Source organism: Vibrio sp. M250220 (genome assembly GCF_036533795.1).
In the GTDB taxonomy this organism is placed as follows: Bacteria; Pseudomonadota; Gammaproteobacteria; order Enterobacterales; family Vibrionaceae; genus Vibrio.
In genome coordinates, this window is sequence record NZ_JATABI010000045.1 from 1 (window position 1) to 12,870 (window position 12,870).

Sequence of the window (12,870 nt, forward strand, 5' to 3'; positions counted from 1 at the left end):
GAGGAAATTATACGCAGGTATGTCCGACATCAAGATCGTGTGGGAAAGGAAGAAGAGGAGCGTCAGATGCGTCTTGGGTTAGAAAACTAACAGTGAGCCCCCTTTTAGGGGGCCTTTCAAAGCCACCTGCTATGCAGGTGGATTTTTACATGTATCTGAGACTAGATCAGGATTGTCGCAAGTCCGAGGAATACCGACAAGCCAATGACATCGGTGACGGTTGTTAGAGCCATTCCCCCTGCCAGTGCTGGATCGATATTCATTTTCTTGAGTAGGATCGGAATGGTTACACCGGCAACACCAGCAACAAACAAGTTGGTTAACATCGCTGCCGAGATGATTCCACCCAACATCCAGTTTCCTTTCCAAGCAACGACAATACCACCGATAATCAATGCCCACATGATGCCATTGAGTAGGCCGATGGCCGCCTCTTTCATCAGTAGTTCACGCTTGTTGGAATCACCGATATGGCCAAGCGCTAGACCGCGGATCACCAGAGCGACGGTTTGGTTACCAGCAACCCCGCCCATCGAAGGCACAATGGTCATCAACACGGCGATCGCGGCCATCTGATCGAGAGTGGCTTCAAACATATTTGAGACCGATGCCGCAGCAAGAGCAGCAAGAACATTAGCACCTAACCAAATACTGCGTTTTCGTGCTGATTTTACCACTGGGGCGAAAGTATCTTCGTCATCATCCATACCCGCCATACTCATCATCGAGTGTTCTGCGTCTTCACGAATGACATCGACAACGTCATCGATAGTAATACGTCCGACAAGGTGCTGCTTGTCGTCGATTACAGGAGCTGAAATCCAGTTACGACGTTCAAACAAGCTCGCTATGTCTGAGTCGCTCATCGTTACATCGATAGCTTCGTCGGCATCTTCCATCACATCACTGACTTTGACGTCTGGTTGCGTTGTGATGAGTGTTGTGATCGGCAGTTCGCCGATCAGTCGGCTCTCTTCATCGATAACGTAGAGTGCGTCAGTAGCTTCCGGCAACTCGCCTTTCATGCGCAGATAACGTAATACAACGTCGACATCGACATCACCACGAATAGTGATGACGTCGGTGTTCATTAAACTACCGGCGGTGTCTTCTGGGTAGGAAAGGGCAGTTTCAACTAATAGACGCTCAGCTGCGTCCATTTGAGATAAAACTTCTCTTGAAACATCATCGGGTAGGCTTCGAAGAACGTAAGCGACATCATCCGTCTCCATACCTTCGGTTGCTTCTGCCAGCTTTTCTGGTGCCATTCTAGACACTAGATCGTCTTTCACATCCTCATTCAGTTCATCGAGGATTTCACCATAATCTTCTGGGTCGGTGAGCTGCCAAAGAACTTCACGGCTTTTACGAGGTGATGCTTCTAATAGATGGGCAATATCTTCCGGTTCCATGTCCTGCAATTGACGACGGACATGGACAAAACGGCCATTTTCTAGCGCTTCAGTAACTTCTTTCAGGGCTTGGTGAGCTTGATCGAACTCTATTTGCTCTGCCATTGATTCCCCCTGACTCTATATTCATACAATACTATGAATAGTAACCGAATTTTAGGATGGATTTAATAAGTTAATGTGAAGAAAGGTCATTTAGTTAGAGCATTTACGAGGATTACTCCTCTTCATCAAACTTATCTTCAATAAGATGACAGACTGCTTCTAACGCGGGATGAGCATCGTTTCCCTCGGCACTAATGGTAACGTGCTCTCCCTGAGCTGATTCTAGCATCAGCAGCCCCATGACACTATCGGCAGTGGCTTCTTTACCTTCATGGTTTTGGATCGTCAGAATGGCGTCGTAAGATTGGGCAAGTTCAACCAGTTTTACAGCAGCACGAGCATGAAGCCCAAGACGATTTTGAATTAACACAGTACGACTTTGCTGCTGCATAAACTTATTCCTTATGATTTTTCTCTAATGAGGCATGGCGTATTTGTACTTGGTGTCCCATTTCGGCAAAGTACTCGCCAATTTGCTGAGTAAGATAGACGGAGCGGTGTTTTCCGCCCGTGCATCCAATCGCTACGGTTAGGTAGCTACGATTATTTTTCTCTAATAAGGGTAGCCAGTCTTCAATAAATTTTTGGATCTGACGTTTCAGTTCCATAACCTCTTGGTGACCTTCTAAGAAAGACTTAATAGGGGAATCTAATCCTGTTAGGGGGCGTAAATCTGGCTCCCAATGTGGATTGGGTAAGAAGCGAACGTCGAAGACATAGTCTGCATCACTTGGGAGTCCATACTTAAAACCAAATGACTGGAACACCATGACGAGGTCTTTACGCTCACGACCTTCAACTCTCATGCGCACGGTTTCGCTGAGTTCGTGTAGAGATTGGTTGCTGCTGTCGATGACCAAATCGGCATGTTCTTTCAGCGGGGATAGAATACATCTCTCTTTTTCGATCGCTTGTTCGAGTGAAGTATTGCCCAAACTCAATGACAAGGGATGGATTCGACGAGTTTCGCTGTAGCGTTTAAGCAATGTGTCTTTGTTCGCATCTAAGAATAGAACGCTAACATCCGAGTCTTGCTTAAGTTTAGCCAGTACGTCTTCAACAAGATTCGGCTCAGTGGGCAGATTACGAATATCGATGCTGACAGCAACGTTTTGCTTACTGGACTGAACTGTTTTGACGAAGACTTCGAGCAAATCGACGGGGAGGTTATCAACGCAGTAATAGCCAAGATCCTCGAGAACTCGCAATGCGACGCTTTTTCCAGCGCCTGATTGGCCGCTTACAACGATGAGACGCATTATTTATTGACCATTATGTCGTAAAGTTCTTGATCAGACTGAGCCTTGCGAAGCTGTTTTAGGATCTGCTTATCGTTTAAACGCTCTGCCATACTAGAAAGGGTTTTTAGGTGCTCTTTACATTGCGCGTCAGGCACGAGAAGAGCAAAAAGTAGGTCTACGGGGCGGTTATCGATAGAATCAAATTCAACCGGAGATTCACATTGCAGTAAAACTGCAACTGCTTTATCGCTGGACTGCATACGAGCATGGGGAATGGCAATTCCATTTCCAATGCCAGTACTGCCAACTTTCTCGCGACTTAGCATACATTCAAATAATTCAGTTGAGTTTTGACCTGTCTGTTCAGCAACGAGTTCACTGATTAGCTCTAGGGCTCTTTTTTTACTAGTACATTGAACTGCACTTTTCGTGCAGTTCAATGTAAGGATTTCGCTTAGTTGCATGGTTTTAGTGGGCGTTTAGCTTTTCTTTGTGCTTGTTGAGCTGTCGAACAAGTTTGTCGACGAGCGAATCTATGGCTGCATACATGCTTTCATCGTCAGAAGAGGCATGAATTTCACCTTGGTTAACGTGAAGGGTAGCTTCTGCGATTTGACGTAGTTTTTCAACTTTTAATACAACATGTACGCTGTTGATGTGGTCGAAAAAGCGTTCTAGCTTTTGAAACTTTTCGTTTACGTAGTCTTGCATTGAATCGGTTAGATCAACGTGATGGCCATTAATATTGATTTGCATAGACTTTCCTTCTCGGTTTTTAGGCCTTATAGCAGGCGTTTGCGCTGACTTGATGGTGCAATACCTAGTGACTCTCGGTATTTAGCGATTGTTCGTCTAGCGACCTGAATCCCTTGGTCAGCGAGTAGAGCAGCAATCTTGCTATCACTAAGTGGTTTGGCACTGTTTTCGGCAGCGACAAGCTTCTTGATGAGGGCTCGAATTGCAGTTGATGAACATTCTCCGCCATTGTCAGTACTGACATGACTTGAAAAGAAGTACTTCAATTCAAAAATGCCACGAGGGGTATGCATGTACTTTTGCGTCGTCACCCTTGATATGGTGGATTCATGCATGTCGACTGCGAGAGCGACATCATTCAGCACCATAGGTTTCATGGCTTCTTCTCCATACTCAAAGAAATCGCGCTGATGTTCAACAATACACTTAGCAACTTTGAGCAGAGTCTCGTTTCTACTTTCTAAACTTTTAATCAGCCATTTTGCTTCTTGCAAATTGCTGCGAATATACTGACTGTCAGCACTGTTGCCTTTACCTAAGGCCGCATATTGCTGGTTTACTTTCAGTCTTGGAACTGAATCTGGGTTGATCGTTACAACCCACTTACCGTGATCTTTGTAAACTGAGACATCAGGAATGACGTATTCAGCGTGCTCTGAAGCAATACGGCTCCCCGGTCTTGGATCGAGCTGCTGAACGAGTTTGAGAGCTTCGCGTATCTCCGCTTCTTTCAGTTTAGTCTCTTTAATGATCAGTTTGTAATCTCGATTGCCTAACTGATCAATGTGATGGGTAAGAATTAATTTCGCTTCTGCGAGCCAAGGAGTGTCTTCAGGATAAGTGGCTAGTTGCAGCAGTAGACAGTCCTGCAAATTAACGGAGGCTACACCGAGAGGATCAAATTGTTGGACACGCTTGCGTACAGCTTCAATTTCTTCGATCTCAATTTCTTCGTTATTGAAATTTTCTAAGATCTCTTCAGTGGAAACGGTTAAGTATCCGTAGTCATCAATGGCATCAATTAAGGCGAGAGCGATGGTTCGATCTGTTTCACTAAATGGCGTTAGGTCAAGCTGCCAAATGAGATAGTCTTGCAAAGACTGGGTGGTTTCACCTTGATAAACAGGAGTATCATCGTCGAGAGCAATGCCTGTACTGCCGGTATTCGCGCTATAGACATCATCCCAAGTGGTATCAATGTCGAGGTCGTTACTAATTTCAGATTTTTCGATGAGTTCAGAACTGTCTTTGACGTCGGGTTCCGCGGTATCTGCAAGTTCTACCGTAGGCTCTTTTTCCTCACTGCGGGTATTGTCTTCAACCGTTGGTTCGTCATGGGCCTCTTCTACCTCAAGTAGAGGATTTGAATCCAATGCTTCTTGAATTTCCTGTTGAAGATCTAGCGTTGACAGTTGCAACAAACGTATTGCTTGTTGCAATTGAGGAGTCATCGCTAACTGCTGTCCTAGCTTGAGTTGTAATGAGGGTTTCATTCAGTATTGCTTGCCTTCATGCTGGAGAATCTTACCGTTCTTCCCTTTAATCATAGACGGAATTGCTCGCCGAGATAAACTTGTTTCACTTGTTCGTTGTTAAGCACTTGCTCCGGTGTACCTTCTGCAATCAGGTGTCCTTGACTTACAATGTACGCTTTTTCACATACATCAAGCGTTTCACGAACGTTATGGTCAGTGATCAAAACGCCAAGACCACGATCTCTCAGATGTTCAATGATCTTTTTGATGTCGATGACCGAAATAGGGTCAACGCCAGCAAAAGGTTCGTCCAACAAAATAAATTGTGGATTGGCTGCAAGTGCCCTTGCTATCTCAACTCTTCGACGTTCACCACCAGATAATGCCATACCAGCGCTGTTGCGTATGTGCTGAATGTGGAATTCTTCCAATAAATCTTCCAACTTGTCTTGGCGCTCTTCTCTCGTCATTTCCTCACGAGTTTCGAGAACCGCCATGATGTTATCTTCCACTGAGAGTTTGCGGAAAATAGACGCCTCTTGTGGAAGGTAGCCTATCCCCATACGTGAACGGCTGTGCATCGGTAAGATACTGATGTCTTTATCATCGATAGTAATTGAGCCTTCATCACGAGCGACCAATCCTACAATCATATAGAAGGATGTTGTTTTCCCTGCTCCGTTAGGACCAAGCAGGCCAACGATTTGGCCTGATTCTACTTGAAGACTTACATCCGTTACGACGGTTCGATTGCCATAGGTTTTCGCTAAGTGCTCAGCTTTAAGTATTGCCATAACTATTCTTGTACTGCTTGTGGCTGAAGAACGGTAGATACGCGGTCACCTTTCTCTTTACCGTCAGCAATCAGCTTTTGAGAAGAGATTTTGTAGCGAATCTTAGTACCGCGGATAACACTATCGTCTTGAGATAGCATCGCTTGATCTATCATGGTTAGTTGATCATCGACCATGACATAGTAAAGCTCTTTTGCTTCACCATACAGAGTTTTGCCATCGTCAGTGAGCTGTGAGAACGTCGCCAGATTGCCGTAGCCTTCAATCTCTTGGATTGAGCCATCTTTCGGGTCACGAGTCACTATCACTTTGTCTGCGTTAATGTTGATACTGCCTTGTTTCAACTTAACGTCACCGATAAATGTGACTTTGTTGCTTTGCATATCGAGCTGTTGACTGTCAGAGTCGATATAAACTGGCTGTTCCTGGTCTGTTGATAGCGCCAATGCTTGGCTAGACAGAAATAAACAAGAAATCAGACTAAGGTGTGAGAGTTTCATATCTACCTTGTACGTGCTTGTATAGGGTTGCGTGATTATCGGCAAAATTGCCTGTCATTGCTTGTCCCACTGTTTCAAATTGAGGCCCAACCATAATGACTTGGTTGTCTGCCCAAAAGTCTCTGCTGTCCAACTGAATATTCATGATATCGGTGGACAAAGTGTCAAAACCTGATTCTGGAAGTAAATTGCTTGCTAGGACGTTCTCATAAAGCGTTAAGACATGCTCTTTGGTCAATACGCCACGCTCAGCCGTTATCTCCCACTCTTGAGTGGTACCTTCTTTATAAACCTTCAAAACCGGTTGGTTAAAAATTGTGTCACCACTTTTTGCGTAGTGGTCGAGATTTACCGATGTAATCACGTAGCTGCGGATACCACTTTCAGTGTAAGAGGTATTTTCTAAACCTTTTCCGCTAAACATCGGTAGCTCTGTATCTGGCTCTACCTGAATATCATAACTCTGCTGTTGGTCGAAAAGATAGTAAGCAGACCAGCATATTATGAAAGTTAGGATCAGATAGCCAATACGAGAAAGACTCATATACTTAGACCTTTATGAACATCAAGTTCGTTTCGTGCTTGAAGGATGAGGTCACAAACTTCTCTTACTGCACCATGTCCACCTTTAATTACGGTGACATAATTTGCTCTTTTTGCCAGTAGCGGATGCCCGTCTGCGACACAAACCTTGAGTGCGACTTGCTCCATTACGGGCCAGTCAATCAGGTCATCGCCAATATACCCGGTATGCTGTGGCAAGATATTGAGTTTATCGCAAATGTCTCGATATGCTTTTACTTTGTCGTCTTGACCTTGGTATATCAGTGAAATACCAAGCGCTTTCATTCGATTTTCGACAATTTGCGAACGGCGACCAGTGATGATGGCTATTTTGATACCAGCATTCATTAGTGATTTTACGCCATAGCCATCTCGAGTATGAAAAGTTTTAAGTTCTTCACCCTCGTTGCCCATGTAAATTAAACCGTCGGAGAAGACGCCATCAACGTCACAGATAAGCAATTTAATTTGTTTGGCAATTTCTAATGTGGATTGTTCCACTGGTTGATATAAAGTTTCAATCATTTTCGACATTACATCACTCCGGCTTTTAGTAAATCATGCATGTTAAGGGCGCCGACAACTTTGCCGTTTTCGCATAGCACCAAACCATTAATGCTCTTATCTTGCATGAGATTAAGTCCTTCGGCCGCAAGCATATTTGGTTCTGCAATGGTTGGATTAACCGTCATAACATCGCCGATCAGAGCGGTATGAATATCAATGCGTTTGTCCAGAATTCGACGTAGATCCCCATCGGTAAAAATACCGATCAGTTGCTGGTGGTCATCAACCACAGCGGTCATTCCTAGACCTTTCTGACTGATTTCTAGTAATGCCTCACGGACAACGGTGCTGGGAGTTACCAGAGGAAGGCTATCGCCAATGTGCATGATGTCTGCCAGTTTTAGCAGCAACTTGCGACCCAGCGCTCCACCTGGGTGTGACAGCGCAAAATCTTCAGCAGTAAATCCGCGAGCCTGCATTAATGCCATCGCCAACGCATCGCCCATAACTAGAGTGGCGGTTGTGCTTGAGGTTGGAGCAAGCTGAATAGGGCATGCCTCTTTTGGCACTGTGATTTGGAGATGAATATCTGACAGTTTTGCCATATTTGAGGCTGGCTTGCCTGTCATACTAATAATTTTAATGTTGAGTCGCTTCAATACTGGGAAAAGACTCAAGATCTCAGAAGACTCGCCTGAGTTTGAGATAGCAAGAACCACATCACCGGGTTCAATCATACCGAGGTCGCCATGAGCCGCTTCACCCGGGTGGACGAAGAATGCCGATGTGCCTGTACTGGCTAATGTTGCGGCAATCTTGTTGCCAATATGGCCAGATTTACCCATCCCCATGACAACGACTTTGCCTTCTTTATTCGCACGGATTAGCTCACAAGCATTGATAAAGTCGTCGTTGATGTATTGGTCGAGTTGTTTTAGGGCCTCAACTTCGGTTTGTAAAACCTCTAGGGCAGCTGAGCGATAATCAAACATAAATACTCCGAGATGAGGTTAAGCAGTCATATTCATGATGAGGTAGGCTTGGTAGCCAATGAAACAGCAAAACAGCACTGCGCCTTCAGCACGGTTGATGCTACGAGATTTGCCCAGTGCCATTACAACGAGCAGCAAAGATACGCCAAGCATGACCCAAAAATCACGGCTCATGGCAAATTCACTCAAGACTGAAGGGTTGAGGATACCTGGGATCCCCATAACCGCTAAAATATTAAATACGTTTGAACCGATGATATTACCGACGGCCATATCGTCTTCGCCTTTCATCACGCCAGCAAGGGAAGCAGCCAGTTCTGGTAGGCTCGTTCCTACTGCGATAATGGTCAGTCCAATGACTAAGTCACTCATTCCGAAGTACTGAGCAATAATCACCGCATTGTCGACCAACACATCCGCTGCGAGAGGTAACACAATCAGACCTATCACTACCCAGATTGCCGCTTTAGCGTTACTTACGCCCTCTGGTACTTCAGACTCTTGTTCTTCGATAAGAACATCACCGTTCTTTTTCTCATTGCGGCTAATGCGAAGCATGGCAACGATGAATGCTGCAAACAGTACAAAAAGAAGAATACCTTCATAGAACCCTAAATGGCTGTCCCAAAGTAACACACCAGCAAGGATAGTGACGCCAATCATGAGAGGCAGTTCACGTCTTAGTACAGCAGAACTGATAGAGAGCGGCTTAATAAGCGCAGTTATGCCTAGTATTAAAGCAATGTTGGCGATGTTGGAACCAAGTACGTTACCTACAGCAGTATCCGTTTTTCCATCGAGGGCTGCGGTTGCTGAAACCATCATCTCTGGTGCAGATGAACCCATTGCTAGGATAGTCATACCGATCACGAGTGGAGATATTCCCACGTTTCGCGCTAGAGCTGCAGCGCCAAATACCAGTTTATCGGCACTCCAAACTAAAAATACCAATCCAATAATGAGAAACGCAACGGCTTCGAACATGATGATTCCTAATCAATATACAACGAGAGAATTTAACCGTTAATTTTGACGGTTTGGCTATTAAAAGGGAAGCGCTTCATTCAATTAATTGTTAACCAAATTGTCTATTTGATTAGAGATGCCTTGAGTTATTGGGATTGCCAAGAATATTCGAAGATCTCACAATTAATCGAACAGTGCTTTAAATTGTAAATGAATGTGCTTATGATTGCCCATTCATAAGGGAAAGGGTAATAGCTCAAGATGGAATCCGAAGACCTAGTTACAATAAAGCAGCTCATGTTTTCTCGTGGAGAGCGCAAAATATTTGATAACGTTAGCTTGAGTGTACCTAAGGGAAAAATCACCGCTATCATGGGACCTTCTGGCATTGGTAAAACGACACTGCTACGTCTTATTGGAGGTCAAATCTACCCAGAAACTGGCGAGATCTGGTTTGACGGTCACAACATTCCATCGCTTAGTCGTAAAAAGCTCTACCAAGAGCGAAAAAAGATGAGCATGTTGTTTCAATCGGGGGCTATGTTCACCGATTTGTCTGTTTTTGACAACGTTGCCTTTCCTCTACGTGAACATACAAATTTGGATGAGTCTCTGATCCGCACTTTGGTGCTACTTAAACTAGAAGCGGTGGGGCTGCGTGGTGCCGCTTCACTGATGCCGAGTGAACTGTCCGGTGGTATGGCAAGACGAGCGGCACTCGCTCGAGCTATCGCGCTAGACCCAGACCTAATCATGTATGATGAACCTTTTGTTGGCCAAGACCCCATCACCATGGGTGTGCTCGTTGAACTGATCCGCAACCTGAATCAAGCACTCAGTGTGACATCCATCGTGGTTTCACATGATGTTCCAGAAGTAATGAGTATTGCCGATTTAGTCTACATACTGGCAAATGGTAAAGTCATTGCTCATGGAACCCCTGAAGAGCTACGTACTAACCCAGATCCACAAGTGCAGCAATTTCTTGTAGGGGATGCCGACGGCCCTGTACCATTCCGTTATCCGTCTCAACCTCTAGCTGAGGAGCTCTTCTTATAATGGCAGGCTTAGCAAATTTTGTGGCTTCTGTTGGTCGTCGCGCCTTATCCGTAACAGAGTCGTTTGGTCGTGCAAGTTTAATGCTATTCGGTGCTTTAGCGAGTAAGCCACAGCCAGTTAAAAACTTCCCATTGTTGGTAAAGCAACTTTATACAGTCGGTGTTCAGTCGCTGATCATTATCGTGCTGTCTGGTCTATTTATTGGCATGGTACTGAGCTTACAGGGTTACGTCATTCTGGTTGATTTCGGTGCTGAAGGGGCGTTAGGTCAAATGGTGGCGTTGTCATTGCTACGTGAGTTAGGACCTGTCGTCACGGCTTTGCTATTCGCCGGTCGTGCAGGGTCAGCCTTAACGGCCGAAATTGGTTTGATGAAAGCAACAGAACAGCTTTCCAGTATGGAGATGATGGCGGTTGATCCACTCAAACGAGTGATTGCACCACGATTTTGGGCGGGTGTGATATCTATGCCTCTACTAGTGATGATTTTCATGGCTGTCGGTATTTGGGGCGGTCAACTTGTCGGGGTTGATTGGAAAGGAATCGACCACGGCAGCTTCTGGTCAGCAATGCAAGCCTCCGTAGAGCTTGGTCAGGATATTGGTAACAGCATGATTAAGAGTATCGCTTTCGCAATCACTGTTACTTGGATAGCTTTATTTAATGGCTACGATGCGATACCTACATCTGAAGGTATCAGCCGTGCTACAACACGCACCGTAGTCCACTCTTCTCTTGCTGTACTTGGTCTAGACTTCGTACTAACCGCATTGATGTTTGGGAACTAATCATGCAACAAACTCGAAAGATTGAATTATGGGTCGGTAGCTTTGTTCTTGCCGGAATTTGCGCAATTCTGGTGATGATTTTTCAAGTCGCTGACGTGAAAGGGCTAGGCTCTAACGATACTTATACACTCAAAGCTGAGTTCGACAATATTGGTAGTTTGAAGGTTCGTTCACCGGTCAAAGTGGGTGGCGTGGTTATCGGACGTGTCGCGGCGATCAACTTGAATAGTGAGTCTTTACTACCCGTTGTTACCATGGCGATCAATAGTAAGTACGATCAGTTCCCAGAGACATCTAGTGTGAAAATCCTTACTTCTGGTTTGATCGGCGAGCAGTATATTGGTCTCACACCAGGCTTTGTATTTGACGATGAGCAGATGCTGGTGGAAGGGGACTATATTGAAGATACTAAGTCTGCACTTGTACTTGAAGATTTGATTGGACAGGTTCTTTACAGTGTAGGCGGCTCTGATGAGTAAGGAGATAAACATGTTGAGAAAGTTAGTACTTACTCTTCTGGCATTTTTTGTCACATTTAATGTGGCTGCGAATGAAATTGATAAGACTCAGCCATATGACATGATGAAGCTGGTCTCTGAGCGTGCTTTTGAGCGACTCAAATTAGAGCAACCACTGGTTCACCAAGATCCAAACTATTTGAAAGTGATTGTTGAAGAAGAGCTTATGCCTTTCGTCAATGAGAAATACGCAGCACTCAAGTTACTGGGCCCTAATTTAAAAGGCGCTAAACGTGAAGATGTGAGTCAGTTTATCGTCGCATTTCGCTCTTATCTCATTAGCTCTTACGCTCAAGTGCTTACTCAATACACGGATCAGACCATTGAATTTGGTCCTGAAGCGAAAAATAGTGCGGACAAAAATATTATTGGTGTCAAAGTGGATATCGTTGATTCGCCAAGACCCAACATTAAGCTCGAGTTCAAGCTAAGAAAAGATAAGAACACGGGTGAATGGCAAGTGTTTGATATGATTGCTGAGGGTATTAGCTTGCTCTCTAGTAAGCAATCTGAATGGAGTACTAAGCTACGTCAAGAGGGCATTGCTGCTGTTGCTGATGAGCTAGAAGCACTGTCTCAGCAAGCTATTCGCTTTGAGAGTAAAGCTCAATGATGCATCCGCAGTGGCAAGTGATCAGTGAGCAACAATGTGCCTTAAACGGCAACTTGGACAGAGACACAGTGCCTGCCCTATGGGCACAGCTACAGAGGTTCAAACCAACTTTGAGTGAGGTGGAGTTGTCGCTAAAGTCGGTTGAACGAGTCGACTCGGCAGGAATGGTGATGTTAATTCATCTAATAGACAATGCAAAAAAGCAAAACTGTCATATAATGCTCAGTTTCGTGCCGAATGAATTGCGCACATTATTTCAGCTAAGCAATGTAGAACAAATCGTTGCTAAGCATTTAAAGAATACTTCAGGGGTGAATTGTGGATAGCGCAAAAGTACAACAGATTTTAAACGAAGCACTGAATCTAGAAGAGCTGCACGTCAAAGGCGAAGGCAGTCATTATGAAGTCGTTGCTGTTGATGCTTGCTTCGACGGAATGAGTCGCGTTAAAAAACAACAGCTAATTTATGCACCACTGATGGAATATATCCAACGAAATGACATCCACGCTGTTTCTATTAAAGCTTACACTCCTGCAGAGTGGGCTCGTGATAAGAAGTTGATGTCACTGTAAGGTTTAA

18 protein-coding genes and 1 pseudogene are annotated in these 12,870 nt (G+C 44.8%); 7 read left to right on the top strand and 12 right to left on the bottom strand.

The window, feature by feature from the left end:
• Positions 1 to 90 (top strand): annotated as a pseudogene (locus QTN94_RS15035) (IS200/IS605 family transposase); the annotation flags it as partial.
• 71 nt (positions 91 to 161) lie between these two features.
• On the opposite strand, the gene mgtE reads toward QTN94_RS15035, so the two are convergent.
• The 12 genes from mgtE to QTN94_RS15095 all read right to left on the bottom strand — a co-directional run bounded on the left by mgtE (position 162) and on the right by QTN94_RS15095 (position 9,330).
• Positions 162 to 1,517 (bottom strand): magnesium transporter, encoded by a 1,356-nt coding sequence (mgtE, locus tag QTN94_RS15040; RefSeq protein ID WP_138971416.1) that lies wholly within the window; start codon positions 1,515 to 1,517, stop codon positions 162 to 164.
• A 112-nt stretch (positions 1,518 to 1,629) separates the two neighbouring features.
• Positions 1,630 to 1,908, bottom strand: coding sequence for an HPr family phosphocarrier protein (locus QTN94_RS15045; RefSeq protein WP_138971417.1), 279 nt, complete (start codon positions 1,906 to 1,908; stop codon positions 1,630 to 1,632).
• Positions 1,909 to 1,912: 4 nt separating this feature from the next.
• Entirely contained in the window at positions 1,913 to 2,776 is an 864-nt protein-coding gene (gene rapZ / locus QTN94_RS15050) for an RNase adapter RapZ (RefSeq protein WP_331428122.1), read from the bottom strand.
• On the bottom strand, positions 2,776 to 3,222 hold the full coding sequence (gene ptsN, locus QTN94_RS15055) for a PTS IIA-like nitrogen regulatory protein PtsN (RefSeq protein WP_331418030.1): 447 nt from the start codon (positions 3,220 to 3,222) through the stop codon (positions 2,776 to 2,778). The genes rapZ and ptsN overlap by 1 nt, the downstream gene beginning before the upstream one ends.
• A 4-nt stretch (positions 3,223 to 3,226) precedes the next feature.
• Complete coding sequence (hpf, locus tag QTN94_RS15060) at positions 3,227 to 3,514, bottom strand: ribosome hibernation promoting factor (RefSeq protein ID WP_138971420.1); 288 nt, start codon at positions 3,512 to 3,514, stop codon at positions 3,227 to 3,229.
• 26 nt (positions 3,515 to 3,540) lie between these two features.
• Positions 3,541 to 5,007, bottom strand: coding sequence for an RNA polymerase factor sigma-54 (locus QTN94_RS15065; RefSeq protein WP_331418031.1), 1,467 nt, complete (start codon positions 5,005 to 5,007; stop codon positions 3,541 to 3,543).
• A 50-nt stretch (positions 5,008 to 5,057) separates the two neighbouring features.
• Positions 5,058 to 5,783 carry an LPS export ABC transporter ATP-binding protein gene (lptB, locus tag QTN94_RS15070; protein WP_138971422.1) on the bottom strand — a complete coding sequence of 242 codons (726 nt, stop codon included), beginning with the start codon at positions 5,781 to 5,783 and terminating at the stop codon, positions 5,058 to 5,060.
• Positions 5,784 to 5,785: 2 nt separating this feature from the next.
• Positions 5,786 to 6,283, bottom strand: coding sequence for a lipopolysaccharide transport periplasmic protein LptA (gene lptA, locus QTN94_RS15075; RefSeq protein ID WP_269378516.1), 498 nt, complete (start codon positions 6,281 to 6,283; stop codon positions 5,786 to 5,788).
• The gene (gene lptC / locus QTN94_RS15080) at positions 6,264 to 6,827 is read right to left on the bottom strand and encodes an LPS export ABC transporter periplasmic protein LptC (RefSeq protein WP_138971424.1); all 564 of its coding nucleotides are present in this window, start codon (positions 6,825 to 6,827) and stop codon (positions 6,264 to 6,266) included. Before lptC ends, lptA begins: the two co-directional genes overlap by 20 nt.
• Positions 6,824 to 7,381: a 3-deoxy-manno-octulosonate-8-phosphatase KdsC gene (kdsC, locus tag QTN94_RS15085; protein WP_138971425.1), complete on the bottom strand. Its 558-nt coding sequence runs from the start codon at positions 7,379 to 7,381 to the stop codon at positions 6,824 to 6,826. The genes lptC and kdsC overlap by 4 nt, the downstream gene beginning before the upstream one ends.
• On the bottom strand, positions 7,381 to 8,346 hold the full coding sequence (locus QTN94_RS15090; protein ID WP_331428124.1) for a KpsF/GutQ family sugar-phosphate isomerase: 966 nt from the start codon (positions 8,344 to 8,346) through the stop codon (positions 7,381 to 7,383). Before QTN94_RS15090 ends, kdsC begins: the two co-directional genes overlap by 1 nt.
• 18 nt (positions 8,347 to 8,364) lie before the next feature.
• Positions 8,365 to 9,330 (bottom strand): calcium/sodium antiporter, encoded by a 966-nt coding sequence (locus tag QTN94_RS15095; RefSeq protein WP_331428125.1) that lies wholly within the window; start codon positions 9,328 to 9,330, stop codon positions 8,365 to 8,367.
• A 243-nt stretch (positions 9,331 to 9,573) separates the two neighbouring features.
• Between QTN94_RS15095 and mlaF the strand changes: the two genes are divergently transcribed.
• From mlaF to ibaG, 6 genes are read left to right on the top strand one after another with little or no spacing between them, the layout of a single operon-like run.
• Positions 9,574 to 10,371, top strand: coding sequence for a phospholipid ABC transporter ATP-binding protein MlaF (mlaF, locus tag QTN94_RS15100; protein ID WP_331428126.1), 798 nt, complete (start codon positions 9,574 to 9,576; stop codon positions 10,369 to 10,371).
• Complete coding sequence (gene mlaE / locus QTN94_RS15105) at positions 10,371 to 11,159, top strand: lipid asymmetry maintenance ABC transporter permease subunit MlaE (RefSeq protein ID WP_138971429.1); 789 nt, start codon at positions 10,371 to 10,373, stop codon at positions 11,157 to 11,159. Before mlaF ends, mlaE begins: the two co-directional genes overlap by 1 nt.
• A gap of 2 nt (positions 11,160 to 11,161) precedes the next feature.
• Positions 11,162 to 11,638 carry an outer membrane lipid asymmetry maintenance protein MlaD gene (gene mlaD / locus QTN94_RS15110; protein ID WP_138971430.1) on the top strand — a complete coding sequence of 159 codons (477 nt, stop codon included), beginning with the start codon at positions 11,162 to 11,164 and terminating at the stop codon, positions 11,636 to 11,638.
• A 10-nt stretch (positions 11,639 to 11,648) separates the two neighbouring features.
• Positions 11,649 to 12,290, top strand: a complete 642-nt coding sequence (gene mlaC, locus QTN94_RS15115) for a phospholipid-binding protein MlaC (RefSeq protein ID WP_331428127.1) — start codon at positions 11,649 to 11,651, stop codon at positions 12,288 to 12,290.
• Entirely contained in the window at positions 12,287 to 12,616 is a 330-nt protein-coding gene (locus QTN94_RS15120) for an STAS domain-containing protein (protein ID WP_331428128.1), read from the top strand. Before mlaC ends, QTN94_RS15120 begins: the two co-directional genes overlap by 4 nt.
• Complete coding sequence (ibaG, locus tag QTN94_RS15125) at positions 12,609 to 12,863, top strand: BolA family iron metabolism protein IbaG (protein WP_045957198.1); 255 nt, start codon at positions 12,609 to 12,611, stop codon at positions 12,861 to 12,863. Before QTN94_RS15120 ends, ibaG begins: the two co-directional genes overlap by 8 nt.
• The last annotated feature ends 7 nt before the right edge of the window (positions 12,864 to 12,870 follow it).

What these genes read in the sequence shown, in the direction of transcription:
- hpf (WP_138971420.1), bottom strand. Translation starts at nt 3,514, where the DNA reads ATGCAAATCAATATTAATGGCCATCACGTTGATCTAACCGATTCAATG.
- QTN94_RS15065 (WP_331418031.1), bottom strand. Translation starts at nt 5,007, where the DNA reads ATGAAACCCTCATTACAACTCAAGCTAGGACAGCAGTTAGCGATGACT.
- ptsN (WP_331418030.1), bottom strand. Translation starts at nt 3,222, where the DNA reads ATGCAACTAAGCGAAATCCTTACATTGAACTGCACGAAAAGTGCAGTT.
- lptC (WP_138971424.1), bottom strand. Translation starts at nt 6,827, where the DNA reads ATGAGTCTTTCTCGTATTGGCTATCTGATCCTAACTTTCATAATATGC.
- mlaF (WP_331428126.1), top strand. Translation starts at nt 9,574, where the DNA reads ATGGAATCCGAAGACCTAGTTACAATAAAGCAGCTCATGTTTTCTCGT.
- mlaE (WP_138971429.1), top strand. Translation starts at nt 10,371, where the DNA reads ATGGCAGGCTTAGCAAATTTTGTGGCTTCTGTTGGTCGTCGCGCCTTA.
- mlaD (WP_138971430.1), top strand. Translation starts at nt 11,162, where the DNA reads ATGCAACAAACTCGAAAGATTGAATTATGGGTCGGTAGCTTTGTTCTT.
- rapZ (WP_331428122.1), bottom strand. Translation starts at nt 2,776, where the DNA reads ATGCGTCTCATCGTTGTAAGCGGCCAATCAGGCGCTGGAAAAAGCGTC.
- QTN94_RS15090 (WP_331428124.1), bottom strand. Translation starts at nt 8,346, where the DNA reads ATGTTTGATTATCGCTCAGCTGCCCTAGAGGTTTTACAAACCGAAGTT.
- QTN94_RS15045 (WP_138971417.1), bottom strand. Translation starts at nt 1,908, where the DNA reads ATGCAGCAGCAAAGTCGTACTGTGTTAATTCAAAATCGTCTTGGGCTT.
- QTN94_RS15120 (WP_331428128.1), top strand. Translation starts at nt 12,287, where the DNA reads ATGATGCATCCGCAGTGGCAAGTGATCAGTGAGCAACAATGTGCCTTA.
- QTN94_RS15095 (WP_331428125.1), bottom strand. Translation starts at nt 9,330, where the DNA reads ATGTTCGAAGCCGTTGCGTTTCTCATTATTGGATTGGTATTTTTAGTT.
- mlaC (WP_331428127.1), top strand. Translation starts at nt 11,649, where the DNA reads ATGTTGAGAAAGTTAGTACTTACTCTTCTGGCATTTTTTGTCACATTT.
- lptB (WP_138971422.1), bottom strand. Translation starts at nt 5,783, where the DNA reads ATGGCAATACTTAAAGCTGAGCACTTAGCGAAAACCTATGGCAATCGA.
- kdsC (WP_138971425.1), bottom strand. Translation starts at nt 7,381, where the DNA reads ATGTCGAAAATGATTGAAACTTTATATCAACCAGTGGAACAATCCACA.
- lptA (WP_269378516.1), bottom strand. Translation starts at nt 6,283, where the DNA reads ATGAAACTCTCACACCTTAGTCTGATTTCTTGTTTATTTCTGTCTAGC.
- mgtE (WP_138971416.1), bottom strand. Translation starts at nt 1,517, where the DNA reads ATGGCAGAGCAAATAGAGTTCGATCAAGCTCACCAAGCCCTGAAAGAA.